The organism is Azoarcus indigens (genome assembly GCF_004361735.1).
GTDB classification, from domain to species: domain Bacteria; phylum Pseudomonadota; class Gammaproteobacteria; order Burkholderiales; family Rhodocyclaceae; genus Azoarcus; species Azoarcus indigens.
Genome location: NZ_SNVV01000013.1, coordinates 51556 through 77506, shown reverse-complemented (window position 1 = coordinate 77506; position 25951 = coordinate 51556). Strand labels below are relative to the sequence as shown.

Annotated in this window: 24 protein-coding genes; 17 read left to right on the top strand and 7 right to left on the bottom strand. The window is 67.1% G+C overall.

What is annotated here, in order from left to right; genetic code table 11:
- Positions 1-25: 25 nt before the first annotated feature.
- The 5 genes from panB to phoU all read left to right on the top strand — a co-directional run bounded on the left by panB (position 26) and on the right by phoU (position 4500).
- Positions 26-841, top strand: a complete 816-nt coding sequence (panB, locus tag C7389_RS15430) for a 3-methyl-2-oxobutanoate hydroxymethyltransferase (RefSeq protein WP_133593057.1) — start codon at positions 26-28, stop codon at positions 839-841.
- Positions 842-872: 31 nt separating this feature from the next.
- Positions 873-1700 (top strand): pantoate--beta-alanine ligase, encoded by an 828-nt coding sequence (gene panC, locus C7389_RS15425; protein WP_133593055.1) that lies wholly within the window; start codon positions 873-875, stop codon positions 1698-1700.
- Between the two features lie 108 nt (positions 1701-1808).
- Positions 1809-3044, top strand: coding sequence for a molybdopterin molybdotransferase MoeA (gene moeA, locus C7389_RS15420; RefSeq protein ID WP_133593052.1), 1236 nt, complete (start codon positions 1809-1811; stop codon positions 3042-3044).
- Positions 3045-3064: 20 nt separating this feature from the next.
- On the top strand, positions 3065-3727 hold the full coding sequence (gene rpiA / locus C7389_RS15415; RefSeq protein WP_133593050.1) for a ribose-5-phosphate isomerase RpiA: 663 nt from the start codon (positions 3065-3067) through the stop codon (positions 3725-3727).
- A gap of 74 nt (positions 3728-3801) precedes the next feature.
- Positions 3802-4500 (top strand): phosphate signaling complex protein PhoU, encoded by a 699-nt coding sequence (phoU, locus tag C7389_RS15410; RefSeq protein WP_133593048.1) that lies wholly within the window; start codon positions 3802-3804, stop codon positions 4498-4500.
- A gap of 123 nt (positions 4501-4623) precedes the next feature.
- Here the strand turns inward: phoU and C7389_RS15405 are convergent, their stop codons facing one another.
- The 5 genes from C7389_RS15405 to C7389_RS15385 all read right to left on the bottom strand — a co-directional run bounded on the left by C7389_RS15405 (position 4624) and on the right by C7389_RS15385 (position 10569).
- Positions 4624-4899: an oxidative damage protection protein gene (locus tag C7389_RS15405; protein WP_133593152.1), complete on the bottom strand. Its 276-nt coding sequence runs from the start codon at positions 4897-4899 to the stop codon at positions 4624-4626.
- Positions 4900-5001: 102 nt separating this feature from the next.
- Entirely contained in the window at positions 5002-6690 is a 1689-nt protein-coding gene (locus C7389_RS15400; RefSeq protein WP_246034785.1) for a sensor domain-containing diguanylate cyclase, read from the bottom strand.
- A 55-nt stretch (positions 6691-6745) separates the two neighbouring features.
- A complete protein-coding gene (gene argA / locus C7389_RS15395; protein WP_133593046.1) occupies positions 6746-8119 on the bottom strand; it encodes an amino-acid N-acetyltransferase in 1374 nt (457 codons plus the stop codon).
- A gap of 175 nt (positions 8120-8294) precedes the next feature.
- Entirely contained in the window at positions 8295-9782 is a 1488-nt protein-coding gene (gene pap, locus C7389_RS15390) for a polyphosphate:AMP phosphotransferase (protein ID WP_133593044.1), read from the bottom strand.
- A gap of 49 nt (positions 9783-9831) precedes the next feature.
- Complete coding sequence (locus tag C7389_RS15385) at positions 9832-10569, bottom strand: 16S rRNA (uracil(1498)-N(3))-methyltransferase (RefSeq protein ID WP_133593034.1); 738 nt, start codon at positions 10567-10569, stop codon at positions 9832-9834.
- A gap of 102 nt (positions 10570-10671) precedes the next feature.
- Between C7389_RS15385 and C7389_RS15380 the strand changes: the two genes are divergently transcribed.
- The 8 genes from C7389_RS15380 (at position 10672) to C7389_RS15345 (ending at position 19257) form a co-directional block, all read left to right on the top strand.
- Positions 10672-11481, top strand: coding sequence for an inositol monophosphatase family protein (locus C7389_RS15380; protein ID WP_133593032.1), 810 nt, complete (start codon positions 10672-10674; stop codon positions 11479-11481).
- A gap of 79 nt (positions 11482-11560) precedes the next feature.
- Positions 11561-11812, top strand: coding sequence for a hypothetical protein (locus tag C7389_RS15375; RefSeq protein WP_133593030.1), 252 nt, complete (start codon positions 11561-11563; stop codon positions 11810-11812).
- Positions 11813-11858: 46 nt separating this feature from the next.
- Positions 11859-12734 (top strand): phosphoribulokinase, encoded by an 876-nt coding sequence (locus C7389_RS15370; protein WP_133593028.1) that lies wholly within the window; start codon positions 11859-11861, stop codon positions 12732-12734.
- Positions 12735-12897: 163 nt separating this feature from the next.
- On the top strand, positions 12898-14916 hold the full coding sequence (gene tkt / locus C7389_RS15365) for a transketolase (RefSeq protein ID WP_133593026.1): 2019 nt from the start codon (positions 12898-12900) through the stop codon (positions 14914-14916).
- Between the two features lie 43 nt (positions 14917-14959).
- Complete coding sequence (gene gap, locus C7389_RS15360) at positions 14960-15988, top strand: type I glyceraldehyde-3-phosphate dehydrogenase (protein ID WP_133593024.1); 1029 nt, start codon at positions 14960-14962, stop codon at positions 15986-15988.
- A gap of 163 nt (positions 15989-16151) precedes the next feature.
- Positions 16152-17204: a type I glyceraldehyde-3-phosphate dehydrogenase gene (locus C7389_RS15355; RefSeq protein WP_133593023.1), complete on the top strand. Its 1053-nt coding sequence runs from the start codon at positions 16152-16154 to the stop codon at positions 17202-17204.
- Between the two features lie 32 nt (positions 17205-17236).
- Complete coding sequence (locus tag C7389_RS15350; protein ID WP_133593021.1) at positions 17237-18421, top strand: phosphoglycerate kinase; 1185 nt, start codon at positions 17237-17239, stop codon at positions 18419-18421.
- Positions 18422-18522: 101 nt separating this feature from the next.
- A complete protein-coding gene (locus C7389_RS15345) occupies positions 18523-19257 on the top strand; it encodes a thiopurine S-methyltransferase (RefSeq protein WP_133593019.1) in 735 nt (244 codons plus the stop codon).
- Here C7389_RS15345 and C7389_RS15340 read toward each other — a convergent pair.
- A complete protein-coding gene (locus tag C7389_RS15340; RefSeq protein WP_133593017.1) occupies positions 19250-19657 on the bottom strand; it encodes a hypothetical protein in 408 nt (135 codons plus the stop codon). The genes C7389_RS15345 and C7389_RS15340 overlap by 8 nt on opposite strands.
- Positions 19658-19831: 174 nt before the next feature.
- On the opposite strand from C7389_RS15340, the gene pyk reads away from it, so the two are divergent.
- The 4 genes from pyk (at position 19832) to C7389_RS15320 (ending at position 23751) form a co-directional block, all read left to right on the top strand.
- Positions 19832-21274 (top strand): pyruvate kinase, encoded by a 1443-nt coding sequence (gene pyk / locus C7389_RS15335; protein WP_133593014.1) that lies wholly within the window; start codon positions 19832-19834, stop codon positions 21272-21274.
- A gap of 167 nt (positions 21275-21441) precedes the next feature.
- The gene (gene fba / locus C7389_RS15330; protein WP_133593012.1) at positions 21442-22506 is read left to right on the top strand and encodes a class II fructose-bisphosphate aldolase; all 1065 of its coding nucleotides are present in this window, start codon (positions 21442-21444) and stop codon (positions 22504-22506) included.
- Between the two features lie 142 nt (positions 22507-22648).
- Positions 22649-23338, top strand: a complete 690-nt coding sequence (locus tag C7389_RS15325; RefSeq protein ID WP_133593010.1) for a hypothetical protein — start codon at positions 22649-22651, stop codon at positions 23336-23338.
- Positions 23335-23751: a gamma-glutamylcyclotransferase family protein gene (locus C7389_RS15320; RefSeq protein ID WP_211342517.1), complete on the top strand. Its 417-nt coding sequence runs from the start codon at positions 23335-23337 to the stop codon at positions 23749-23751. Before C7389_RS15325 ends, C7389_RS15320 begins: the two co-directional genes overlap by 4 nt.
- 118 nt (positions 23752-23869) lie before the next feature.
- Here C7389_RS15320 and C7389_RS15315 read toward each other — a convergent pair whose 3' ends face one another.
- Positions 23870-25735 carry a diguanylate cyclase gene (locus tag C7389_RS15315; protein ID WP_133593008.1) on the bottom strand — a complete coding sequence of 622 codons (1866 nt, stop codon included), beginning with the start codon at positions 25733-25735 and terminating at the stop codon, positions 23870-23872.
- Between the last annotated feature and the right edge of the window lie 216 nt (positions 25736-25951).

The following is a 25951-nucleotide window of genomic DNA, read 5'->3' as shown; positions in this document are numbered from 1 at the left end:
TCGCGCCTCCGCACAGGAGTCTCCCATGAGCTATCTGCAGGACGACAAACCCGTCACCTTGTTCGAGCTGGGCAGAATGCGCGCCGAAGGCCGCAAGATCGCCATGCTTACCTGCTACGACGCCAGCTTTGCTGCGCTGCTCGAGCGTGCCGGCGTGGACGTTGCGCTGATCGGCGATTCGCTGGGCAACGTCCTGCAGGGCCAGAAATCCACGCTGCCGGTCACCCTGGAGCAGATGGCCTACCACACCGAGTGCGTGGCCCGCGGCAGCAACCGCCTCTTCGTCGTCACCGACATGCCTTTCGGCAGCTACCAGGAGAGCCCCGAACAGGCGATGCGCAATGCCGCCCGCCTCATGGCCGCCGGCGCGCAGATGGTGAAGCTGGAAGGCGGCGAATACATGGCCGAGACAGTGCGCTTCCTGGTTGAGCGCGGCGTACCGGTCTGTGCCCACATCGGCCTCACCCCGCAGTCGGTCCACCAACTGGGCGGCTATCGGGTGCAGGGCCGCGGCGAGGATGGCGCCGCCCGCCTGAAGGCGGATGCGCTCGCGCTGGAGCAGGCCGGCGCCGCGCTGGCCGTGCTGGAAATGGTGCCCGCCACGGCCGCGGCCGATATCACCGCCAGCCTGAAGAGCATGGCCACCATAGGCATAGGCGCCGGGCCGCAGTGTCACGGCCAGGTGCTGGTGCTGCACGACATGCTGGGCGTCTATCCCGGCAAGAAGGCGCGCTTCGTCAAGAATTTCATGGCCGGCGCCGCCAGCATCGAGGAAGCGGTAGCGGGCTATGTGGCCGCGGTACGCGACGGCAGCTTCCCCGCCCAAGAGCACTGCTACTGAGCAGTCGATTCCTCCCCCGCAGATCCCCAGCATGCAGATCCATACCACGATAGAAAGCCTGCGCGCCGCCCGCGCCAAGGCCGGCAAGGTCGCCCTGGTGCCGACCATGGGCAATCTCCACGACGGCCACATCACCCTGATGCGCCAGGCCGGCAGCCACGCCGACAGCGTGATCGCCAGCATCTTCGTGAATCGCCTGCAGTTCGGCCCCGCCGAGGATTTCGACAAGTACCCGCGCACGCTGGCGCAGGACTGCGAGAAGCTAGAAGCCGCCGGTGTCGCCCACCTGTTCGCGCCGGACGAAACGGTGATGTACCCGCAGCCCCAGCGCTACCACGTCGACCCGGCGCCCGCCCAGACCAGCATCCTCGACGGTGAATTCCGCCCTGGCCATTTCCGCGGTGTCGCCACCGTGGTGCTCAAGCTGCTCAACATCGTGCAGCCGGACGTAGCGCTGTTCGGCAAGAAGGACTACCAGCAGCTGATGGTGCTGTCGAACATGGTCCGCGAGTTCGCGCTGCCGGTGGAGGTGCTGCCGGGCGAAACCGTGCGCGCGGAAGACGGCCTCGCCCTCTCCTCCCGCAACGGCTACCTCTCTGCCCAGGAACGCGCCGAGGCGCCGCGCCTGTACCACCTGCTCTCCACCATCTGCCAGGCGGTGCGCGGCGGCGACCACGACTTCCTCAAGCTCGAAACCGATGCCATGGACGAACTCGCCCGCCACGGCTGGGTGCCTGACTACATCACCGTGCGCCGGCGCGCCGACCTGCAGCCGCCGGTACACGCCGACGACCCGCTGGTGGTGCTGGCTGCCGCGAGGCTGGGCCGCACCCGCCTGATCGACAACCTGGAAATCTGAACACCGCCGCCCTGACGCGCAGGACGCTGCGCCAAAAGCCTTGCGGCTTGTGGTAATAATGGCCGCCATCGCGGCCGCCTCCCGGCCGCAGCGTCCCGTTCCAGAGCAATGAGTTCACTTCCCGGAAGTCCGCCCCTCGGCGTCGCCGACGCCCGATCCGCCATCCTCGAACGCGTCCGGCCGCTAAGCGGCGTCGAAATCCTGCCCTTGCCCGCGGCGCTCGGTCGCGTACTCGCGGCCGACGTCATTTCCCCGCTGGACGTCCCCGCCCACGACAACTCGGCGATGGACGGCTACGCCCTGCGCGCCGCCGACCTAGCCATCAACAGCGAAAGCCGGCTGCAAGTGGCCGGCACCGCCCTCGCCGGCAAGCCCCATGACGGCGAACTGGGCAGCGGCCAGGCCATCCGCATCATGACCGGCGCCGTCGTCCCTGCCAGTGCCGACACCATCGTCATGCAGGAAGTAGTGCGGCGGGAGGGCGAACTGCTGTTCGTGCCCCCCGGCCAGCAGGCCGGCCAGAACCTGCGCCGGCGCGGTGAAGACCTGGCGGCGGGCAGCATCGCCCTGCCCGCCGGCCGTCTGCTCGGCCCGGCCGAGCTCGGCCTGGCGGCATCGCTGGGGCTGGCCGAACTGAGCGTCCTCCGGCGGCCCAGGGTGGCCGTGTTCTCCACCGGCGACGAGATCGCCTCCATCGGCACGCCACTCGCCGCCGGCCAGATCTATGACAGCAACCGCTACACCCTGCACGGCCTGCTCACCCGGCTGGGCTGCGAGATCGCGGACCTCGGCGTGATCCCGGACCGCCCTGCCGAGCTGGAAGCGGCCTTCCGCCACGCCGCCGCCAACGCGGATGCGATCGTTACCAGCGGCGGCGTTTCGGTGGGCGACGCCGACTTCGTGCGCGACATCATGGCCCGGCTGGGCGAAGTCGCCTTCTGGCGCATCTCGATGAAGCCTGGCCGGCCGATGGCCTTCGGCCGCCTCGGCGCGGCGCTGCTGTTCGGCCTGCCCGGCAACCCGGTGGCAACCATGGTGGCCTTCTACCAGTTCGTGCGGCCGGCTCTGCTCAAGCTGATGGGCGTGTCGCCCACCCCCGAGCCGCAACTGTTCGAGGCCGTCAGCAGCGAGACCATACGCAAGCCTGTGGGCCGCACCGAATTCCTGCGCGGCCGCCTGAGCCGCGTGGACGGCCGCCTCAGCGTCAGCCTTACCGGTGCGCAGGGCTCGGGCATACTGCGCTCCATGTGCGAAGCCGACTGCTTCATCCTGCTGGACGAAGCCCGGGGCGATGTGCAGGCCGGCGAGACAGTGCCCGTGCAGCCCTTCCACGGACTGATTTGAATTACCCACCAGGACAGCCCATGACCCAGGACGAACTCAAGAAGGCCGCCGCGCTGGCCGCGCTCGACTACATCGAAGAAGGCAGCATCGTCGGCGTCGGCACCGGCTCCACGGTGAACCATTTCATCGACGGCCTGGCCGGCATCAAGTCACGCATCCGCGGCGCCATCTCCAGCTCCGAGGCCAGCGCCCGCCGCCTCGCCGCGCACGGCATCCCGCTGCTGGACCTCAACGACGTCACCGAACTGCCGGTGTACGTGGACGGCGCCGACGAAATCGATAGCGGCTTCAGCATGATCAAGGGCGGCGGCGGCGCGCTGACGCGCGAGAAGATCGTGGCCGCGGTCGCCAACCGCTTCGTCTGCATCTGCGACGCCAGCAAGCTGGTGTCTCCGCTGGGCCGCTTCCCGCTGCCGGTGGAGGTCATCCCGATGGCCCGCGCCCAGGTTGCCCGCGCGCTGGCCGCGCTGGGCGGAGAGCCGCGCCTGCGCGAAGGCTTCGTCACCGACAACGGCAACATCATCCTGGATGTGCACGGCCTCTCCATCACCGATCCGCTGGCGCTGGAGAACCGCATCGACCAGATCGTCGGCGTCGTCACCAATGGCCTGTTCGCTCGCCGCGGCGCGGATATGCTGCTGCTCGCCGGTGCCGGCGGCGTCGAGCGCCGGGCCCGCAGATGAAGCCGCCAGGCTGAAACAAATCCTTAACCCGGGCGTGCTAGCCTGCCCCACTCTTGGATAGTGCAATGGCGAAAATGAGCGAACATACCCACAAGCAGTTCGATGCCGAACTCGAGGCGATCCGCACCGGCGTGCTGCAGATGGGCGGCCTGGTGGAAACCCAGGTTGCCAACGCCCTGGAAGGACTGAAGACGGGCAACGTCGGCCTGCTCGACCGCGTCATCGAAGGCGACCACCGCATCAACCTGCTCGAAGTCGACCTGGGCGAGGCCTGCCAGCACATCATCGCCAAGCGCCAACCGGCGGCAGTGGACCTGCGCCTGGTGATGACGGTGATCAAGTCCATCTCCGACCTGGAACGCATCGGCGACGAGGCCAAGAAGATCGCCAAGGCCGGCAAGCGCCTGCATGCCGGCGAAGTGCCCTTCATGCCTCGCGTCGAACTCGGCTACGCGGCCGGGCTGGCGCTGGACATGCTGCGCAGCGCGCTGGACGGCTTCGCCCGCGCCGACGTCACCAACGCGCCCGTCATCAAGAGCCAGGACGAAGAGGTGGATGCCAGCTTCAAGGGCATCATGCGCCAGCTCATCACTTTCATGATGGAAGACCCGCGCACCATCTCCAACAGCCTGGAAGTGCTGTTCATCGCCAAGTCGATCGAACGCATCGGCGACCATGCAAAGAACATTTCCGAATACGTGGTTTTCCTGGTGCAGGGCCGCGACATCCGCTATGCGAAGTCGGCCCAGAGCGCAGCGGCAAAGGGCGAATAAGCAACGCCTGAGGGCTTGGGCAGCATCCGAAAGCGCGATCTGAAGCAAAAAGGGATGGCCCGCCAGGGCCATCCCTTTTTCATTACGGCGGCCGCCCCTTGAGACGGCCGCACGGCAAGGCGTTTACTGAGCCGGGGGCGGCACGAAGCCGCCGATCTGATCCGCACCGCCGTCGAAGAAGTGCTTCTCCATTTGTTCGGCGAGGTATTTGCGCGCACGCGGATCCATCAGGTTCAGGCGATTTTCGTTGATCAGCATGGTCTGGTACTTCACCCACTGCTGCCAGGCTTCCTTGGACACGTTTTCAAAGATCCGCTTGCCGAGCTCGCCCGGCACCGGCGGCAGGTCCAGCCCTTCCGCTTCCCGGCCGAGCTTTACACAGTTGACCATGCGAGCCATCGTTTCTTCCTTCCCTGAAAAGTTCATCAAATTCGGAGCACTGCATTTTAGCAGCCCGGGCGCCACCGGCGCGGCATCGGGCTACGCAGCTTCCGTGCCCGGCTAGCGGCTTCCGGTATTCAGGGGCGCAGCCAGATTGTTCTTGGGGTGCGCCACCGACCACTGATTGCGCCCACCGCTCTTGGAGCGGTACATCGCCTCGTCCGCCGCCGCCATCAAGGCCTCGCCGTCGCGGCCATGGGCGGGATAGAGCGCGATGCCGATGCTGGCTGTCACCCCCACCGTTTCGCCGCAGAACTCGAACTTCAGCGCATCCACTCCATCGACCAGGCGTCCGGCGAGTTCCGACAATTCGCGCTCATTGGTGTCGGGAACCAACACACCGAACTCGTCGCCGCCGAGACGGAAGAACATCTCGTTGCGGCGAACGATACGCCCCACGCCCTCGGCCAGACCGATCAGCACCTCGTCGCCAGCCTGGTGACCGAAACGGTCGTTGATCGGCTTGAAGCCGTCCAGGTCTATCGCCACCAGGCCCACCTGCACGCCATGGCGCTCGGCTTCCGCCAGCAGGCGCTCCAGTTCTTCGTGGAAGCGGCGGCGGTTGTAGAGATTGGTCAGCGGATCGCGCTCGGCCAGCGACACCAGCTGGGCAGCGATGCGGCGCTGCTCGGTGACGTCCTCGTAAATCCACACCCGGCCGATGCCGCGCCGCCCTTGCCCGCCCTCGACCACCGCCGAGATGTCGGTGACGATGCGGCCATCGCGGAAGCGCTGCTCATGCCGGTCGCTGACCGCGACGCGGGCGCCAACGATGGCCTGGACATGAGCGAAAAAGGATTCCGGCTCTTCCAGCAGCGCCCCCACCTTGCTCTGCAGCACCACGTCGCGCATGCCGATCAGGTTCTCGTCCGGCGGGAAGCCCCAGATCTCCAGCATCGCGCGGTTGAAATAGAGCACCCGGTGATCGTGGTCGATGAACAGGATGCCGAGGCGGATGACATTCAGCAGCGCCGCCAGGCGCTGGCGTTCGTCGTTGCTGCGCGACAGGTAGTGCTCGCGCAGCGCCTGGGCGCGGCGCAGCTCGGCCACCGTCTCCAGCAGCTTGTACTCCGCCTCCTTGCGGCCCTGGATGTCTTCCGCCGACATGCGCAGGCCTTCGATCTCGCCATCCTCGCCGATCACCGGCCGCCAGTGGCAGGCCACCCAGCCGAAGCTGCCATCGCGGCGCACCAGCCGCATCTCGAAGTCGTGCTGACCGCCGCCGGACAGCACCTGGTCGGCCACCCGCATGCAGTAGCGACGGTCCGATTCATGGACGAGGAAGCTGATGGCCTCCTCCGCCGACAGGCAATCCGACGGTGAATAGCCGGTCAGGCGCTCGATGGAGGGGCTGATCCAATTCAACCGGCAACGGCGGTCGAACAGCGCCTCGACGCCATAGACGCCTTCCGCCACCTGGCGCAGCAGGGCGAGGTGGTGGGAGGCATGCTCGATCTGGCGCAAGGGGCAGGCGCGCTCCGGCGTCTGTTCTTCATCGCCCACCCGGCCGATGGCGCCGGCGGCATGCAGGCCGTCGATGCGCGCCGCCAGCTCGGCCGCTTCCAGCTGGCGGCGGGTGACCTCGGCCTTCAGGTGACAGCGCATGGCAAAGGCGGCGAGCAGGCCAGCGCCCAGGGCCGAGGCTCCCGCCGGCCCCCAGCTGTCGGGAGGCGCCAGGCCGGCGCCCAGCATCACCGCCAGGGCGACACCGACGCCACTCAGGGCAGGCAGCACCTGCGGCGACATCATGCCCCCCTGTCCCGAGCGGGCTGGGCGAAGGGAAGCAGGAGCCCGCAGATCTGCTTCATAGGTTCTTCACGAACACCTTGGAGCGACGCTGGAAGTTGTACAGCTCGCGCTTCTGCCGCGGTAGCGCCTCCGGCCCGATTTCGTTGAAACCGCGTTCGCGGAACCAGTGGGCGGTGCGGGTGGTGAGCACGAACAGGCGCTCCAGGCGTTGTACCCGGGCGCGTCGCTCTATACGGCGCAGCAACTGGTCGCCCAGGCCGGCGCGACGGTACTCCGGCGTGACCGCCAGGCAGGCCAGCTCGGCGGCGTTGTCCTCGCTGAAGGGGTAAAGCGCCGCGCAGCCGACCAGCACTCCATCATGCTCCACCACGGTGAAGCGCTCTATCTCCTGCTCCAGCAACTCCCGGCCGCGCCGCACCAGCGTGCCATCCGCCTCCATCGGGCTGATCAGCGCCACCAGCGCGCCGACGTCCTCCACCGTAGCCTCGCGCAGGCGGAACAGGGGATCGCGCGACAACACCGTGCCGACGCCGGCGTGGGTGAAGAACTCCAGCAGCAGGCCGCCATCCTTGTCGCGGTCTATCAGGTGGGCGCGGGAAACACCCTTGCGCACCGCGCGGATCGCGCAGGGCAGGTAGAGGTGCAGATCCTCGGTCAGGCCCTCGCCCGCCTCCAGCTTGCTCTGCGCCTCGTCGGCGGTGACGGACTCGATCAGCTTGCCATCGGCGTCCAACAAGCCCGGCGCGTCGCACAGGTAGATGAGCTTCTCCGCCTTAAGGGCCACCGCCACTGCTTCCGCCACCTCTTCCATGCACAGGTTGAAGATCTCGCCGGCAGGCGAGACACCCAGTGAGGTGATCAGCACCACGTTCTGCTGGTCGAGGTCGGCGTTGATTTCCTCGGCGATGACCTTGCGCACCGCGCCGGTGTACTGGAAGTCCACCCCGTCCACGACGCCGAAGGGGCGCGCAGTGATGAAATTGCCGCCGGTCACCCGCATGTAGCTGCCGGCCATGGGCGTGTTGGGCAAACCTTGCGACAGCAGCGCCTCGACTTCGAAGCGGGTCACCGCCATCGCCGCCTTCACGCACTCCAGCGCCGCCGCGTCGGTTACCCGCAAGCCGTTGTGGAAGCGCGGCTCCAGCCCGCGGCGGGCGATCTCGATATCGATCTGCGGCCGGGCGCCATGCACCAGCACCAGGCGGATGCCGAGGGCCGCCAGCAGGTTGCAGTCGTAAGCCAGGCTCTGGGCGCCATCACCCGCCACCACCTCACCGCCGAAGCCTACGACGAAAGTCTTGCCCCGAAAGGCATGGATGTAGGGGGCTGCGCCCCGGACCCAGGAGACGAACTGGGAGGTGGAAGCATCGACGGCAGCGACGCTGGCCGCCGCAGCTGCAGGCTGTGCGGGAGAGGATTCGGCGTTCAAGCGTTTACCTGGCAAGTATCCAGGGGCTGGCAGGGAGGATATATCGCTCACGGCGCAGCCTCCCGGAGGGTTTTCATGACCGGATTCTAGCGGAAGCATGACTGCTTGTTGGCTGCTACACAGTGGCAGGTTTGCAACATTTGATTCGTCTCCACAACAGCAGCCGCCACGGCGCTCACTTGCCTAACGCTGCCTCCAGGCGCTCGCATAGCGTGCGCAGCACCTTGATACGGGCGTAGTACTTGTTCTCCGCCTCCACCAGGTTCCAAGGCGCAATCTCGGTGCTGGTGCGATCGACCATGTCGCACACCGCGTGGGCGTAGTCCTCCCACTTCTCGCGATTGCGCCAGTCTTCCTCGGTGATCTTGAAGCGCTTGTGGGGCTCGGCCTCCCGTTCCTTGAAGCGGACAAGTTGCTCGTCCTTGCCGATGGCCAGCCAGAACTTCACCACCACCGCGCCGGCGCCGACGAGCTGATCCTCGAAGTCGTTGATCTCGGCATAGGCGCGCATCCAGTCCGCTTCGGAGCAATAGCCCTCGACGCGCTCGACCAGCACCCGGCCGTACCAGGAGCGGTCGAACAGCACCACCTTGCCCTGCCGCGGCAGATGGCGCCAGAAGCGCCACAGATAGGGCTGGGCGCGCTCTTCCTCGCTGGGCGCGGCCACCGGCACGATGCGGTACTGGCGCGCATCCAGGGCGGCGGTGACGCGCCGTATGGCACCGCCCTTGCCGGCCGCGTCCGAGCCCTCGAACACCACCACCAGCGAGCGCTTGCGGAACGCCGCCTCCCGCGTCAGCAGCGCCAGCCGGCCCTGGTAGCGCTCCAGTTCGTCCTCGTACTGCTTGCGCTTCATCTCCTGGCGCAGCTTGAGGCTGCCGAGCAGGTCCAGGGTATCCATCGCAGTGGCCAGCGGCGGGGCCACCTGGCGCGGCGTCCAGGGATGATGGGCCAGTTCCAGCCGGCGGCGCAGGATCTGCAGCAGGCTGCGGCCGACGAAGAGGGCGCGGAAACGCGGGTCGCTGCCATCCACGATCTGCCAGGGCGCGTCGCCGGTGCTGGTCTGGCGCAGTGCGTGGCTGGCGACGTCGCGGTAGCGGTCGTAGTCCTCGTAGAAACGCCAGTCGCGCTCGGTGACTCGCCAACGGGTGCGCGGGTCCTTCTCCAGTTCCTTCAGCCGCGCCTTCTGGCCGGGTTTGGAAAGATGGAACCAGAACTTCACCAGTAGCACGCCTTCGCGCACCAGCATGGCCTCGAAGCGGCGGATCTCGGCCAGGCGCTGCTCCAGGCGTGCCTTCTTGCGCTTGTGGAGAACGGCGTCGGTGATCGGATCGGTGTACCAGTTGTTGAAGAGCACGCCGATGCGCCCCTTGGGCGGCAGCGCGCGCCAGAAACGGTACATGAAGGGCCGCTCCGCCTCTTCCTCGGTGGGCGAGTCGAAGGCCCAGGTCTGGATGTGGCGCGGGTCCATCCACTCGTTGAGCAGATTCACCGTTTCGCCCTTGCCGGCGCCATCCATGCCGTTGATCAGCACCACCACGGCGAAATTCTTCAGGTCCAGCAGCTCGAACTGGGCGTCCAGCAATGCGGCGCGCAGCGCAGGCACCGCGGCGGCATAGCTTTCCTTGTCCGTCTTGTGACCAAGCTCGGCGGATTCGAACATGCGCGGCGACTCCTGGAAGAGAGGGGAAAAAAGTCAGCAGACGCGGCGCTCAGTCCACCGCAGCGGCGAGATCGCCCCACAGAGTCTGCAGCGCCGCCAGCGCGGCCAGACCAGCCGTCTCGGTACGCAACACCCGCGGACCGAGACCGATCGCCATGCAGCCGGCGGTGCGGCATTGCGCCAGCTCGGTCTCGCTCCAGCCGCCTTCCGGGCCAATCAGCAGATGAACCCGCCCGTCCGGTCGCGGCAGCTTGGCAAGCACGCCCTCGCCGCCCGGAGCCAGCACTAGCTTGAGTTCGTCCCGGTGCGCCGCCAGCCAGGCGTCCAGCGTTGTGACGGGCGCGACTTCGGGAACACGGTTGCGGCCGCACTGCTCGCAGGCGGACACCACCACCTGTTGCCAGTGGACGCGGCGCTTGTCGGCACGCTCGCCAGCCAGCTTCAGCACCGAGCGCTCGGTGGCCAGCGGCACGATGCCGGCGGCGCCCAGTTCCACCGCCTTCTGCACGATCCAGTCCATCTTGTCGCCACTGGCCAGTCCCTGTATCAGCATCAATTGCAAGGGCGACTCCCGCTCCACTTCGCTGCACGACTGGATGGATGCATGGACGCGCTTGCCCTCCGGCCGCAGCGTGGCAATGCACTCGCCGCCCTCGCCGTCGAACAGCACCAAGGGCTCGCCCTCGCGCAGGCGCAATACACGCAGGGCGTGATGAGCGATGGATTCGGGGAGGAGCACTTCACCGCTGTCGGGCAGGCGGCCAGGGAAATGGAAGCGTGAAATCATCGTAAGATTATAGGCGCGCGCCTTTCCCGGCTGACACGCCTGGCGTCCCGACCCCATTGCCGTTCCCCAGCGGCACACCGCCCGGACTCTCCTGGAGTTGACATGTCCACCGCCGCCCAACGACTCGCCCGCGCTCGCGCCCTCGAATCCCTGGCCCGTGACATCGCCCGCGAGGAAATCCTGCCGCGCTACCTGAAATCCGCGCGCAACCGCAAGGCCGACGGCACCCTGTTCACCGAAGCCGACCTGGAATCCCAGCGCCGCTTCAGCGAGGCCCTGCCTCAACTCATTCCCGGCCCGGTGCTGGGCGAGGAAATGACCGCCGAAGAGCAGGCCCGCCTGTGGAGCGAAGGCCGCCGCGGCCTGTGGTGCATAGACCCGATAGACGGCACCACCAACTTCGCCAACGGCATCCCCTTCTTCGCCGTCTCCATTGCCTATCTGGTGGATCATGAGCCGCGCTTCGGCGTGGTGTACAACCCCATCACCGACGAATCCTTCTATGCCGCGCAGGGCGCCGGGGCCTATCTCAATGGTGCGGAACTGCCTCTGCGGCCGGCCGCCGCCCGCTTGGCCGACGCCGTCGCCGGCGTGGATTTCAAGCGCATCAGCCACCACCTGGGCGACGAGTTGGCCGTCCGCCCGCCCTACTACTCCCAGCGCAATTTCGGCTCCAGTGCGCTGGAATGGTGCTTCGTCGCCGCCGGCCGGCTGGACGTCTACATCCACGGCGGCCAGATGCTGTGGGATTACGCCGCCGGCCGGCTGATCCTGGCCGAGGCCGGCGGCGAGGCCGCCGCGCTGGACGGCGGCTCGCTGATGGCCGGTCCGGCGGTAAAGCGTGCAGTGGTGGCCGCTGCCAGCCCGGCGCTGTTCACCGAATGGCGCACCTGGCTGCAGTCCCACTCCTGATCCGATCGCCCGCCATCCCTCACGCTGCGCCGCACAAGCCCGCGTTATCATCCCGGGATTGCAGCCGTACGGAAACGCCATGTCCGAAACCAGTTCCGCCATCCAATCTGACCGCCAGGAGCGCCGTCGCTACCTCAACGTCCGCGACATCTTCGAGGAAGCCTGCAACCTGGTAGCGCCCTTCTTCGCCCCGGAGAACCGCTGGGCCAACGTCACCCTGGACCACCTCGCCTACCGCGTGGTGCGTGACCACTACCCGGATCTCTCCTTCGAGGAAGTCCACGTGCTGGTGGTCGCCGCGCGCCGGGTGCATGGCGGCGACATCCGCTGACGCCCTCCTTTCCCGATCCACGACGCCGCAGCAGCCGGAGCCCGCCATGTCCATGAAACACCCGATCATCGCCGTCACCGGCTCCTCCGGTGCGGGGACGACCACGGTCAAGCACACCTTCCAGGCGATCTTCCATCGGGAAAACGTGAACGCGGCCATCGTCGAGGGCGACAGCTTCCATCGCTACACCCGCAGCGAGATGAACGCGCAGATCGAAGAGGCCGAGCGCCAGGGCCTGCGCGGCGCCAGCCATTTCGGTCCGGAAGCCAACCTGCTGGAAGAGCTGGAGACGCTGTTCCGCGCCTACGGCGAATCCGCCACCGGCCGCCGCCGCTACTACATCCACGACGAAGCCCAGTCCATGCGCTGGAACCTTCCCATGGGCAGCTTCACCGAATGGGAAGACCTGCCTGTGGGCACCGACTGCCTGTTCTACGAAGGCCTGCACGGCGCGGTAGTGACCGACAAGGTGGACGTCTCGCGCCATGTGGACCTGCTGATCGGCGTGGTGCCGACCATCAACCTGGAGTGGATCCAGAAACTGCACCGCGACACCCGCGAACGCGGCTACTCCGCCGACGCGGTGCAGGACACCATCCTGCGTCGCATGCACGATTACGTGCATTACATCGTTCCGCAGTTCTCCCGCACCCACATCAATTTCCAGCGCATCCCGGTGGTGGACACCTCCAACCCCTTCATCGCCCGCGACGTGCCGACCCTGGACGAATCCATGGTGGTGATCCGCTTCAAGGACCCGCGCGGCGTGGATTTCCCCTACCTGCTGCGGATGATCCACGACGCCTTCATGAGCCGCGCCAACACCATCGTGATCCCCGGCGGCAAGCTCGACCTGGCGATGCAGCTCATTCTCACGCCCTTGATCTGGAAACTGATGGAACGCCGCCGGCAGTGGGTTTGAGAGCGGCGCCGGACCCGCATCCCACGCCATGCGGGAAAACCCGGATTCACCTGATGTGCCAAAGACTTACATCTCCGGAAACACTGGCGGCCCTGTAAAGGGCCTGCGAAATCGGCGATAATGCCGGTTTTTTCCAGCCGCCCCACCCGGCTTCGAGGAAACCATGCAGTCGTCCAGAAACGTCAAGCCCCCGGTCTTCAATCCCCTCACCGGAGCCATCCGCGCCCTGGCGATGGATGCAGTGCAACAGGCCAACTCCGGCCATCCGGGCGCGCCGATGGGCATGGCGGAAATCGCCGAGGTACTGTGGCGGCACCATCTCAAGCACAACCCGGCCAATCCGCAGTGGGCCGACCGCGACCGCTTCGTGCTCAGCAACGGCCACGGCTCCATGCTGGTTTATGCCCTGCTGCACCTCAGCGGCTACGACCTGCCGATCGAAGAGCTGAAGCGCTTCCGCCAACTGCACAGCAAGACGCCGGGCCATCCGGAATACGGCTACACCCCGGGCGTGGAGACCACCACCGGCCCGCTGGGCCAGGGCATCACCAACGCGGTCGGCATGGCCATCGCCGAAAAGGTGCTGGCGGCCGAATTCAACCGCCCCGGCCATGAGATCGTCGACCACCGCACCTGGGTCTTCCTCGGCGACGGCTGCCTGATGGAGGGCATCAGCCACGAAGCCTGTTCCCTCGCCGGCACCCTGGGCCTGGGCAAGCTGGTGGCCTTCTACGACGACAACAACATCTCCATCGACGGCCATGTGGAAGGCTGGTTCACCGACGACACGCCGAAGCGCTTCGAAGCCTACGGCTGGCAGGTTATCCGTGACGTGCAGGGCCACGACGCCGCCGAAATCGAAGCCGCCATCCAGCAGGCCAAAGCGAACACCTCCCAGCCCACGCTGATCTGCTGCAAGACGGTGATCGGCGCCGGCGCGCCCAACAAGCAGGGTGGCCATGATGTGCACGGTGCGCCGCTGGGAGCCGCCGAGATCGAAGCCTGCCGCGCCTACATCGGCTGGAGCCATCCCGCGTTCGAGATCCCGGCCGACGTCTATGCTGCCTGGGATGCACGCCCGGCCGGCGCCAGCGCCGAATCTGCATGGAACGACAAGTTCGCCGCCTACGCCGCAGCCTTCCCCGAACTCGCCGCCGAGTTCAAGCGCCGGGTGCAGGAGCGCAAGCTGCCGGCCGACTGGGCCGCCCACGTCGAAGCGGTGCTCACGAAGGTCACCGAAAAGGGCGAGACCATCGCCACCCGCAAGGCCAGCCAGAACAGCATCGAAGCCTATGCGCCCAAGCTCCCTGAACTCATCGGCGGCTCGGCCGACCTGGCCGGCTCCAACCTCACGCTGTGGTCCGGCGCCAAGGGCGTCAGCCGCGACAGCGGCGGCAACTACATCTACTACGGCGTGCGCGAGTTCGGCATGGCGGCCATTGCCAACGGCATCGCGCTGCACGGTGGCCTGATTCCCTACACCGCCACCTTCCTGATGTTCAGCGAGTACGCCCGCAACGCCCTGCGCATGGCGGCACTGATGAAGGTGCGCCAACTCTTCGTGTTCACCCACGACTCCATTGGCCTCGGCGAGGACGGCCCCACCCACCAACCGGTGGAACAGACCGCCACCCTGCGCCTGATCCCCAACATGGACGTCTGGCGCCCCTGCGACACGGTGGAATCGGCCGTCGCCTGGGCCCACGCCATCGAGCGTGCCGACGGCCCCTCCTGCCTGCTGTTCTCGCGCCAGAACCTGCCCTTCCAGACCCGCGACGCGGCCCAGGTCGCCGACATCCGCCGCGGCGGCTACGTGCTGTCCGAGGCTGCCGGCGGCAAGCCGGCCGCGGTCATCATCGCCACCGGCTCTGAAGTGGCGCTGGCCATGGCGGCGCAGAAGGCGCTGGCCGGCGAAGGCATCGCGGTGCGCGTGGTCTCCATGCCCAGCACCAATGTGTTCGACCGCCAGGAAGGCGCCTGGCGCGCCAGCGTGCTGCCGGCAGGCGTGCCGCGGGTGGCGGTGGAAGCCGGCGTCACCGACGGCTGGCGCAAGTACGTGGGCCTGGAAGGCGCGGTGGTCGGCATCGACCGCTTCGGCGAATCCGCGCCCGCCAGCGAGCTGTTCAAGTATTTCGGTATCACTGCCGAGGCAGTGGCCGCCGCGGTCAAGGCCGTGCTCTGAGCGCGCCGGCCATCACACAGATTCGTAGAGAGGAGAGACCCCCATGTCCATCAAGGTTGCGATCAACGGCTTCGGCCGCATCGGCCGCTGCACCCTGCGTGCCATTTACGAGCAAGGCCTGCAGAGCGAACTTGAAGTCGTCGCCATCAATGCGTCCGGTGACCTGGCCACCAACGCCCACCTGCTGAAGTACGACACCACCCACGGCCGCTTCGCCACCGCAGTGGACACCGAAGGCGAGAACACCCTCATCCTCGACGGCCGCAAGATCCCCTTCTACTCCACCAAGGATCCGAAGGGCGTGAACTGGGCCAGCCACGGCGTGGACGTGCTGCTGGAGTGCACCGGTGCCTACACCACCAAGGCCAAGGCCCAGGCGCTGCTGGAGCAGGGCGCCAAGCGCGTGCTGATCTCCGCGCCGGGCGGCGACGATGTGGACGCCACCATCGTCATGGGCGTGAACGAGAACGTGCTCAATGCCGGCATGACGGTGGTTTCCAACGCCTCCTGCACCACCAACTGCCTGGCCCCGGTGGCCAAGGTGCTGGCCGAGAGCGTCGGCATCAAGCAAGGCCTGATGACCACGGTGCACGCCTACACCAACGACCAGGTCACGGTGGACGTGCGCCACAAGGACCTGCGCCGCGCCCGTGCCGCCGCCGCCAACATCATCCCCACCAAGACCGGCGCAGCCAAGGCCGTCGGCCTGGTGCTGCCGCAACTGGTGGGCAAGTTCGACGGCTTCGCGCTGCGCGTGCCCACGCTCAACGTTTCGCTGGTGGACCTCACCTTCACCGCCGAGCGGGCCACCACCAAGGAAGAGATCAACGAGCTGATGACCGCCGCCGCCAAGGGCCCGCTGAAGGGCATCCTGGCGGTGAACACCGAGCCGCTGGTGTCCTCCGACTTCAACCACACCACGGTGTCCTCCACCTTCGACGCCACCCAGACCCGCGTGATCAAGGGCGAGGATGGCTCGGTGCTGGTCAAGGTGCTGTCCTGGTACGACAACGAATGGGGCTATTCCTGCCGCATGCTGGACGCGGCGCGCGCCTGGATGGCAGCGCGCTGACCACAGCCCTGGGCAAACGGCCCGCCCGGCATCCGGGCGGGCTTTTTTCATGTCGCCGGCCGGCGCGGCACAGGCCGCTCCACCCGCCCTCTCCGCCGGTCGGACGACAGATGGCATACACGCTAGAATACGGCGCTTTCCCGGCCACTGACCCGGTCCTCCCGTGCCCCGCAACGCCTCCAACCCGGTTCGCATCGCCATCAACGGCTACGGCCGCATCGGCCGCTGCTTCCTGCGCGCGCTGTACGAATCTCCCTGGCGCGATGAATTCGAAGTAGTCGCCATCAACGAGCCGGCCGACCTCGCCAGCATCGTCTACCTGACCCGCTTCGACTCCACCCACGGCCGCTTCCCCGGCCAGGTGGACGCCACAGCGGACGCACTGCTGATCGACGGCCGCCGCATCGCCGTCAGCCATGCGACCACGCCGGAGGAAGTCGACTGGGCGGCGCTGGGCATCGACCTGGTGGTCGAATGCTCCGGCCGCTACGCCAGTCGCGCCGAACTGCAGCGCTTCATCGACGCCGGCTGCCCGCGGCTGTTGCTCTCCCACCCGGCCAACAGCGGCGAGGATGTGGACGCCACCGTGGTCTTCGGCATCAACCACGACGCCCTGCGCGGCAACGAACGCATCGTCTCCAATGCCTCCTGCACCACCAATGCGGTGGTCCCGGTGCTGGAACTGCTGGACCGCGCCTTCGGCGTCGAGCACGTCATCCTCACCACCGTGCATTCGGTGATGAACGACCAGCCGCTGATCGACGGCTACCACCACACCGACCTGCGCCGCACCCGCTCCGCCATGCAGTCCATCATCCCGGTCTCCACCGGGCTGGCGCGCGGCGTGGAACGCCTGCTGCCGCGCCTGGCCGGCCGGGTGCAGGCCAAGGCGCTGCGGGTACCGACCACCAATGTATCGGCCATCGACATCGCGCTGTCGCTGCGCGAGGCGGTGGACGTGGCCGCGCTCAACGCCTTGCTGCGCGGGGCCGCCGGCAGCAGCCACGCCGGCCTGCTCTCCTACTCCGAGCAGCCGCACGCCTCCATCGACTTCAACCACGAGGCCTATTCCGCCATCGTGGACGGCGGCCAGACGCGGGTGGGAGGCCCGCGCATGGCCAGTCTCTTCATCTGGTTCGACAACGAATGGGGCTTCGCCAGCCGCCTGGTCGACGTCGCCCGCCACTGGCGCGCGCGCTGGCAGCCGGCCGGCTGAAGCCGCAACAAAAACCACCCTGGAGCCCCGGAATGAAAGTACTCAAGCTCACCGACATCGACGTACGCGGCAAGAAGGTCTTCATCCGTGCCGACCTCAACGTCCCGCAGGACGAGGCCGGCAACATCACCGAGGACACCCGCATCCGCGCCTCCATCCCGTCCATCCAGTACTGCCTGGACAATGGCGCGGCGGTGATGGTGACCTCTCACCTCGGCCGCCCGACCGAGGGCACGGTGGGGCCGGACGACACCCTGGCGCCGGTCGCGGTGCGCCTGGGGCAACTGCTGCACAAGCCAGTGAAGCTGATCACCGACTGGGTGGATGGCGGCTTCACCGTCGAACCCGGCCAGATCGTGCTGCTGGAGAACTGCCGCTGCAACAAGGGCGAGAAGAAGGACGACGAAACGCTGGCGACCAAGATGGCCGCGCTGTGCGATGTTTACGTGAATGACGCCTTCGGCACCGCCCACCGCGCCGAAGCCACCACCCACGGCATCGCCCGCTTCGCGCCGGTGGCCTGCGCCGGCATCCTGATGGGCGCCGAGATCGACGCCCTGTCCAAGGCCCTGCACGAGCCCGCTCGCCCGCTGGTGGCCATCGTCGGCGGCGCCAAGGTGTCCACCAAGCTCACCATCCTCAAGACCCTGGCGCAGAAGGTGGACCAACTCATCGTCGGCGGCGGCATCGCCAACACCTTCCTGCTCGCCGCCGGCAAGCGCATCGGCGAATCCCTGGCCGAGCCGGAGATGGTGCGCGAGGCCCACCAGGTGATGGACATCATGAAGGCCCGCGGCGCGGAAGTGCCGCTGCCGGTGGATGTAGTGGTGGCGGACGAAGTCTCCGCCTTGGCCCGCGCCAACCGCATCCCGGTGGACGAAGTCGGCCCGCACGACCGCATCCTGGATTTCGGCCCGAAGAGCGCGGCCAAGCTGGCGGAGATCATCGCCCACGCCGGCACCATCGTCTGGAACGGCCCGGTCGGCGTATTCGAACACTCGCAATTCGCCGGCGGGACCAAGATGATGGCCTCGGCCATCGCCCACTCGGAGGCCTTCTCCATCGCCGGCGGCGGCGACACCCTGGCGGCCATCGCCAAGTTCCACATTGCCGACGACGTGGGCTACATCTCCACCGGCGGGGGCGCCTTCCTCGAATTCCTGGAAGGCAAGAAGCTGCCCGCCATCGCCGCGCTGGAAGCCCGCTTCCCCGGCTGAAGCCCCTGGCCGCAACATGAAGGAGGGCCGCCCGCGGGCGGCCCTTTGCTTGCATCGCCAGTAAAAGCAGGCCCGGGCGGCCCACAGGTGTATGCTGAGCCATGACCACCACGGCTACGGCCACCAATGCGATGGACAAGGAGCTGTGGGCGCGCTGCTGGCGCGAAGGTGCAACCCCCTTTCATCAGGACGAGGTCAATCCTCACCTGCGCCGTTTCTGGCATGAACTGAAGCTGGACGAGAAAGCCCAGATCTTCGTGCCGCTGTGCGGCAAGAGCCTGGACATCGTGTGGCTGCTGGAGCAGGGCCACCGCGTGCTCGGCGTCGAGCTCAGCCCGGTCGCCGTCCGCGCCTTCTTCCGCGAGAACCGCATCCGCCCCACGCGCAAGAAGCATGGCGCCTTCACCCGCTGGCACAGTGAAAGGCTGGAAATACTCTGCGGCGACTTCTTCGACCTCGCTCAGGCGGACCTGGCGAACGTCGCCGGCGTCTACGACCGCGCCTCCCTCACTGCGCTGCCCGAAGAGCTGCGGCTGCAATACGCCGCCCATCTCCACCATCTGCTGCCGCCTGCCATCAGAATGATGTTGCTGACCACCGAAGACCCCGAGGGGGACGAAACGGGCGCGTCGCCGCAGGTCGCCGAGGAAGTGAGCCGGCTGTATGCGGCCGGCTTCGACATCGCGCTGAGCCATGTGGAACACGTGGTGGGTGAAGCCATTCCCGGCCAGACCGGCACCCTGATCCCGCTCGACGAGAAGGTCTATCTACTCAGGGGCAGAATGGGCGGCCCGCAAGCCGCGCCCTTTCCCGGCGGCGGACCCGCCATCAATTGATCGGGTGGAAACGCGCCAGGTCGGTCTTGCGCCGGCCGCTCGCCTGGCGCCGCTCCTCATGGCCCTGCTCGCCGATCATGTAGCTCTTGTTCGCATACACATCGCGCCGGTTGCGCACCCGCCTGTCGTCGAAATGGACGTAGACGCAGTTGCAGTCCCCCCGCGAGCAGTTCGGCATCGGCAGGCGCGGCGCCTCGGCGGCGAGGAAGCGGCGGCCGCGCACATGGCGGGCGGCCTCGCAGGCCTGGCTGCCGGACTGGATGCATACAGCATGATAGGAAGCCTTGTAGGGGTTGTGACGCACCGGCATCCCCTCCTCCTGTTCGCGGCGCATCAGCATCAGCACCACGGCTACCAGCATTCCCGCTGCCAGCAGGGCAAAGAACATTGCAGCGTCCATTTCATGGATCCTCCTTCCACATCATCAGCATAGGACATCGTCGGTTTTTCGCCTCGCCGCGGAGATCGCCGGGACGCCTGCCGGCGGTAGCGCTAGAATCCCCGCCAGCCGGGCATTTCCGGCGGCGCCCCGGCCCGGGAGGCCGCGCGGCACAGGAAAAACACAGGAGACAGCATGTCCCGCCACACCAAGATCGTCGCCACCCTTGGGCCGGCCTCTTCCGACCCTCAGGTGCTGGAGCGCATGGTCCACGCCGGCATTGACGTCGTGCGCATGAACTTCTCCCACGGCAAGGCGGAAGACCACATCGCCCGCGCCAATCTGATCCGCGAAGCCGCCGCCCTGGCGGGCCGCCCTGTGGGCATTCTCGCCGACCTGCAGGGCCCCAAGATCCGCGTTGGCCGCTTCGAGAATGGCAAGGTGACGCTGAGCCGGGATGCTGAGTTCATCCTCGACGCCCAGTGCGTGACAGGCAACGAGCAGCGCGTCGGCCTGGACTACAAGGACCTGCCGCGCGATGTGAAGCCGGGCGACGTGCTGCTGCTGGACGACGGAAGGCTCAAGCTCATCGTCAGCCAGGTACGCGGCAGCGAGATCCACACCGTGGTGCGGGTGGGCGGCGAACTCTCCAACAACAAGGGCATCAACCGCCAGGGCGGCGGCCTGACCGCGCCGGCGCTGACCGCCAAGGACATGGACGACATCAAGACGGCAGCGCAGATCGGCGTCGATTTCCTCGCCATCTCCTTCCCCAAGAGCGCCGCCGACATGTACATGGCGCGCCAGCTGATGCGCGCCGCCGGCGGCGATGCGCTGCTGATCGCCAAAATAGAGCGCACCGAAGCGGTGGCCAACCTGGAAGAGATCCTGGACGCCTCCGACGGCATCATGGTGGCCCGCGGCGACCTGGCGGTGGAGGTGGGCGACGCCGCGGTGCCGGCGCTGCAGAAGAAGATGATCCGTGCCGCCCGCGACCGCAACAAGCTCACCATCACCGCGACCCAGATGATGGAATCCATGATCACCAGCCCGGTCCCCACGCGCGCTGAAGTCTCGGACGTGGCCAACGCGGTGCTGGACGGCACCGACGCGGTGATGCTGTCGGCCGAGACCGCCGCCGGCAAGTACCCGGTGGAGGTGGTGGAAGCGATGAGCCGCGTCTGCCTGGAGGCGGAGCGTTCCGCCGAAGTCAGCCTGGACCGGGAGGTGCTCAACCGGGTGTTCACCCGCATCGACCAGTCCATCGCCATGGCCGCCATCTGGACCGCCTGGCACCTCAAGGTGAAGGCCATCGCCTCGCTGACCCAGACCGGCTCCACCGCGCTATGGATGAGCCGGCTCAACAGCGGCGTGCCCATCTATGCCCTCACCCCTGAGATCCGCGCCCGCAACCAGATGACGCTGTACCGCGAGGTCTATCCGCTGCTGATGAGCCAGACCCACTACGACCGCGACCTGTTGCTGTGGGAAGCCGAGCAGGTGCTGCTCGACCAAGGCGTGGTGGATTACGGCGATCTCATCGTGCTCACCATAGGCGAACCCATAGGCGCGTCCGGTGGCACCAACACCCTCAAGATCGTGCGCGTCGGCGAGCACAAGGCACCCGGCCACGAGTGACCGCTGCCTCCGGCCGGCGCTGCGCACCGCCCCGGCCGCTTTGTCTCAAAGCGTATATGCCGCTTACGGCGGCTGGGCCGGGCGCGATAAAATGCGCATCTAACTACGCCCACGCATTCAATCCAACAGCCCAGTCCGGCCCCCGCCGGCACCCTCGGAGAATTCCAATGCCCCTCGTTTCCATGCGCCAGCTGCTGGACCACGCCGCCGAGAACGGCTACGGCCTGCCCGCGTTCAATGTGAACAATCTCGAGCAGGTCCAGGCCATCATGGAGGCGGCGGCCGAATGCGACAGCCCGGTGATCATGCAGGCCTCCGCCGGTGCGCGTAAATACGCCGGCGAGGCTTTCCTGCGCCACCTGATCGACGCCGCCGTCGAAGCCTATCCGCAGATTCCGGTCGTCATGCACCAGGACCATGGCCAGAGCCCGGCAGTGTGCCTGGCCGCCATCCGCTCCGGCTTCTCCAGCGTGATGATGGACGGCTCGCTGATGGAAGACGGCAAGACGCCCTCCTCCTATGAGTACAACGTCGAAGTCTCGCGCAAGGTCGTCGAGATGAGCCACGCCATCGGCGTCACCGTGGAAGCCGAGCTCGGCTGCCTCGGCTCCCTGGAAACCGGCATGGCCGGCGAGGAAGACGGCATCGGTGCCGAAGGCAAACTGGACCACAGCGCCCTCCTTACCGACCCGGACCAGGCCGCCGACTTCGTCAAGAAGACCGACTGCGACGCGCTCGCCATCGCCATCGGCACCAGCCACGGCGCCTACAAGTTCACCCGCAAGCCCACTGGCGACATCCTCGCCATCGACCGCATCAAGGCCATCCACGCCCGCCTGCCGAACACCCACCTGGTGATGCACGGCTCCAGCTCGGTGCCGCAGGAACTGCTGGAGATCATCCGCCAGTACGGCGGCGACATGAAGGAGACCTACGGCGTGCCGGTCGAGGAAATCGTCCAGGGCATCAAGTACGGCGTGCGCAAGATCAACATCGACACCGACATTCGCCTGGCGATGACCGGCGCCATCCGCAAGTTCTTCGTCGAGAACCCCTCCAAGTTCGACCCGCGCGAGTTCCTGAAGCCCGCCCGCGAAGCCGCCAAGCTGGTATGCAAGGCCCGCTTCGAGGCATTCGGCAGCGCCGGCCAAGCGTCGAAGATCAAGCCGGTGCCGCTGGAGAAGATTGCCGCCCGCTACAAGGCTGGCGAGCTGACACAGGTCGTGCGCTGAACGGCCACGAGCGACACCCGGCCGCCCGGCAGCCGCCGGGCGGTTTTTTTTCGTCTGCCGCGTAATACGCACGCTCTCCGACGCCACCCGCCTGCCGCATAATCCCGCCGTGCATACCCCTACCGGAGCACGGAAAGCGATCATGTCCGGCAAGCCCAACGTCAAACTCAGCGTCACCTTCGAATTCGACCTCGCGCTACCCGAGTCACTGACCCAGGGCGGTCATGAGGCTTTGTGCAAGCAGTTGCACCAGTTGCTGGGCAGCATGGTGTTCCAGGGCATGCCCACCGTTACCGGCAAGCAGCTGGCCCAGGTAGGCGGCCGCATCCTCGCTCACCACCACCACCTGGAGGCCACCGACCTCGGCACGCCGACGCTCGCCCCGGCCCTGCTCGCGGAGGCCGCGCCCCATCTCACCGACGAGGAGTTGCCGCAGCTCGCCCGCCGCGCCGCCGGCCGCCTGCCCAACGGCGAGGAAGAGCAGCGCGCCTTCCTGCGCCGGCAAGCCCTGGCCCTGGTTAACGAATACCGCATGGTGCCCTGCGTGGTCAGCGCCAGGCTCACCTCCGGGACGGATGCCGAGTTGGCGGCTCGGCTCAATCTCACCAACGGCAGCGTGCTGGTGGGCGAACGCGACCGCCAGCAGCGCCTGCACCCCAAGCAGGAAGCGCTGGAAGTCATCGTCGTCCACGGCGGAGCCAGCGCCCGCCTGCCAGCCAGCTGCGCGGGTCAGACCTTGAGTGGGCCGGTGATTGAGGTCGCGGTAATGGAGCTGGCACGCCACCGCGCGCTGCTGCAAGCCGCCTGGCAAGCCGGAGAAGGCAAGCCGTGAGCCGGCACTGCTTCACCTATGGCTCCCTGATGTGCTCCGACATCATGTTCGGCGTGGCCGGCTTGGTACTGGAATACGAAGCCGCCATCCTGCATGGGCACCGACGCCATCCCGTGCGGGGCGAAGCCTATCCCGGCATGGTTCCCGCCGCAGGCGCGCACGTGGCCGGCGTGCTCTACCGCAACGTTCCGTCCACCGCCCTCGCTCGCCTGGATGCCTTCGAAGGCGAGCAATACCTGCGGCTCCAGGTGAAGGTGGAACTGGCCGATGGCCGTATCGAGGACGCAGACACCTACGTTTTCCGCCCCGAATTCGCCCATCTGCTAGTCGCTGGCGAGTGGGATTTCGACGGTTTCCTGGCCGAAGGCAAGCAGCGTTTCGAACGCCAGTACCTGGGCTTCGGCCGGGTGTGAGCCGAACCGCCGCAGGCACCGCTTGACGCGCACGCCCGCGGGCTGAACATCGGCTTGCCCGCGCCCCGGCAGGCGGCCACGGTGGCCAGCGATATGCCCCGCCCCGGCCACCTTGCCTTCAATAGGCCTCGGCGTGCCCTTCCCACATGTCGGCGGTGAAGCGCACCACCCGGTTGCGACCGCTCTCCTTCGCCCGGTAGAGCGCCACGTCGGCGAACTTCACCGCCTGCCAGAAGGTTTCGCTGTCTTCCGGGTACATGGCAACACCGATGGAGATGGTCTTCTGCAGCATGGTGCCGCCCACCGGAGTGCGCAGCCTCTCCACCGCGCTGCGGATGTTCTCCGCCACGCCCAGCGCCGCCTCCGGAGGGGCATCCTGCAGCACCACCAGGAATTCCTCGCCACCGAAGCGGATCACCATGTCCGAGGCCCGCACCGACTGCCGCAGCACGCCCGACAGCGCCTTCAGCACCACGTCGCCGGCGTCATGACCCAGGGTGTCGTTCACTACCTTGAAGTAGTCCAGGTCCAGCAGCAGCACCGCCAGCGGGATGTTGCGGCGGTGGGCGTTGGCCATCAGCGTATCGACGTACTCCTCCAGGAAGCGGCGGTTGTTGAGGCCGGTGAGGGCATCGCGCAGCGAGGAATCGCGCAGGGTTTCGGTGAGGCGCTTGGCCTCCAGCACCGGCGCCATCTCGCGCAGATAGACGTTGATGTAGGGGATGCAGCTCTCCAGCCTGGCCGACTGGCTGGCCGGCGCCACCAGCTGCACCACGCTGCCCACCGAGCCAGACTGCATGATGGGCACGCAGTAGTGGCGCAACGGCTCGTTGCCCTCGGTGGTCGAGCGGAAGGCATAGCAGATGCCCGGCCGCGCCAGCCCGTCCACCGCATGGCCGGAACGTTTGACGCGGCACATGTCGCTGCGCACCAGGATCTGCGGATCGCACCAGCGGCAGGGCGCGCCGGCCTCGCCATCCACCATCACCGGGTCGAGTTGCTTGGGGCCGGTGACGTCGTAGAGGGTGTAGCTGCGGATGTCGAATCGCTCCGCCAGCACCTGGCCGAAGCGGTCGAAGATCTCCGCCTTGGTTTCGTCTTCCTCGATGGCCTGCTTGAAGGTGGAGGCATCGGCCAGGCCGTTCACCATGTCTATGGTGGTTTCCAGCTGGTTCTCGTCCGCCTGCGGGGTCCGGCCGGTGAGCTGCGACACCCGGCCGCTGATGCGGCTCAGCCCATCGTCCAGGAAGCCCAGCAGGCGGTTGGTCTGCACCGCGATGTGGCCGATCTCGTCGTCGGTGCGACAAGCCACCTCGCCTTTGAAGTCGCCCTTGAGCGCCCGCTCCACCGCCTGCTCCACGGCCTGCGCGGTGCGGCCTACCGGCAGGATGAGGCGGCGGGCAATCAGGATGGCGAAGAAGGAGAACAGGCCGACGGTGAGGATCAGCCCGGCGATGGTGTACAGCGCCTGGCGCTTCAGCTCTTCCAGCGACAACTCCATGGTCACCGCGCCCAGCACCGAGCCCTCCGGCACCTGGTGGCACTGCAGGCAGTTGGGCGTACCGCGGGCAGAGGCGGCGAAAGGAATGGTGCCGCGGAACATCGGCGTGCCCAGTTCGTCGGTGAGGATGTAGCGCGCCTTGCCGTCCGCCAGCACCAGGCGCTCAATCTCGTCCGCCGGCAGTTCGCGCAGCAGGCCGGCACCGAACTGCCGCGTCACCTCCGGCGAGCGCACCACCCGCGCGCTGTGCAGGCCCTTCACCTCCATCAGACGCTCGAGGAACTGCTCCCGCTTGTCGATCACGCCATGGATCATGGCTTCGGTGAGGTGCACCCGCACCACCTCGGCGGCGGTGCGCACATGCGCGGTCGAGGAGGCAATGGAATAGCTGCGGAATGCGTAAAGGCTGATCGCGATCAGCATGACCAGGATGCCCAGCGCAACGCAGACGAACAGCAGAGTGATCTTGCGATTGAGATTCATGCCCCCTCCAGGCTGCCCCTAGCCAGCGGGCCGCGATTATCTGCGTACTAGTCCATTTGGATTATGCAAAATATCAACTCCTTGAAGAAAAGAATAAATCACGGAGTCACGCATTCTGTTCGTGGCAGGAACGCCCCCGCCGGGCGATGCACGCACGCCGCCCGGGGCAGGCATCGGCTAGGACGAAAGTGAGGCGGCCGCGACCTCAGCCGTGTC

What these genes read in the sequence shown, in the direction of transcription:
- panB (WP_133593057.1), top strand. Translation starts at nt 26, where the DNA reads ATGAGCTATCTGCAGGACGACAAACCCGTCACCTTGTTCGAGCTGGGC.
- panC (WP_133593055.1), top strand. Translation starts at nt 873, where the DNA reads ATGCAGATCCATACCACGATAGAAAGCCTGCGCGCCGCCCGCGCCAAG.
- moeA (WP_133593052.1), top strand. Translation starts at nt 1,809, where the DNA reads ATGAGTTCACTTCCCGGAAGTCCGCCCCTCGGCGTCGCCGACGCCCGA.
- rpiA (WP_133593050.1), top strand. Translation starts at nt 3,065, where the DNA reads ATGACCCAGGACGAACTCAAGAAGGCCGCCGCGCTGGCCGCGCTCGAC.
- phoU (WP_133593048.1), top strand. Translation starts at nt 3,802, where the DNA reads ATGAGCGAACATACCCACAAGCAGTTCGATGCCGAACTCGAGGCGATC.
- C7389_RS15405 (WP_133593152.1), bottom strand. Translation starts at nt 4,899, where the DNA reads ATGGCTCGCATGGTCAACTGTGTAAAGCTCGGCCGGGAAGCGGAAGGG.
- C7389_RS15400 (WP_246034785.1), bottom strand. Translation starts at nt 6,690, where the DNA reads ATGATGTCGCCGCAGGTGCTGCCTGCCCTGAGTGGCGTCGGTGTCGCC.
- pap (WP_133593044.1), bottom strand. Translation starts at nt 9,782, where the DNA reads ATGTTCGAATCCGCCGAGCTTGGTCACAAGACGGACAAGGAAAGCTAT.
- C7389_RS15385 (WP_133593034.1), bottom strand. Translation starts at nt 10,569, where the DNA reads ATGATTTCACGCTTCCATTTCCCTGGCCGCCTGCCCGACAGCGGTGAA.
- C7389_RS15380 (WP_133593032.1), top strand. Translation starts at nt 10,672, where the DNA reads ATGTCCACCGCCGCCCAACGACTCGCCCGCGCTCGCGCCCTCGAATCC.
- C7389_RS15375 (WP_133593030.1), top strand. Translation starts at nt 11,561, where the DNA reads ATGTCCGAAACCAGTTCCGCCATCCAATCTGACCGCCAGGAGCGCCGT.
- C7389_RS15370 (WP_133593028.1), top strand. Translation starts at nt 11,859, where the DNA reads ATGTCCATGAAACACCCGATCATCGCCGTCACCGGCTCCTCCGGTGCG.
- tkt (WP_133593026.1), top strand. Translation starts at nt 12,898, where the DNA reads ATGCAGTCGTCCAGAAACGTCAAGCCCCCGGTCTTCAATCCCCTCACC.
- gap (WP_133593024.1), top strand. Translation starts at nt 14,960, where the DNA reads ATGTCCATCAAGGTTGCGATCAACGGCTTCGGCCGCATCGGCCGCTGC.
- C7389_RS15350 (WP_133593021.1), top strand. Translation starts at nt 17,237, where the DNA reads ATGAAAGTACTCAAGCTCACCGACATCGACGTACGCGGCAAGAAGGTC.
- C7389_RS15345 (WP_133593019.1), top strand. Translation starts at nt 18,523, where the DNA reads ATGACCACCACGGCTACGGCCACCAATGCGATGGACAAGGAGCTGTGG.
- C7389_RS15340 (WP_133593017.1), bottom strand. Translation starts at nt 19,657, where the DNA reads ATGGACGCTGCAATGTTCTTTGCCCTGCTGGCAGCGGGAATGCTGGTA.
- pyk (WP_133593014.1), top strand. Translation starts at nt 19,832, where the DNA reads ATGTCCCGCCACACCAAGATCGTCGCCACCCTTGGGCCGGCCTCTTCC.
- fba (WP_133593012.1), top strand. Translation starts at nt 21,442, where the DNA reads ATGCCCCTCGTTTCCATGCGCCAGCTGCTGGACCACGCCGCCGAGAAC.
- C7389_RS15325 (WP_133593010.1), top strand. Translation starts at nt 22,649, where the DNA reads ATGTCCGGCAAGCCCAACGTCAAACTCAGCGTCACCTTCGAATTCGAC.
- C7389_RS15315 (WP_133593008.1), bottom strand. Translation starts at nt 25,735, where the DNA reads ATGAATCTCAATCGCAAGATCACTCTGCTGTTCGTCTGCGTTGCGCTG.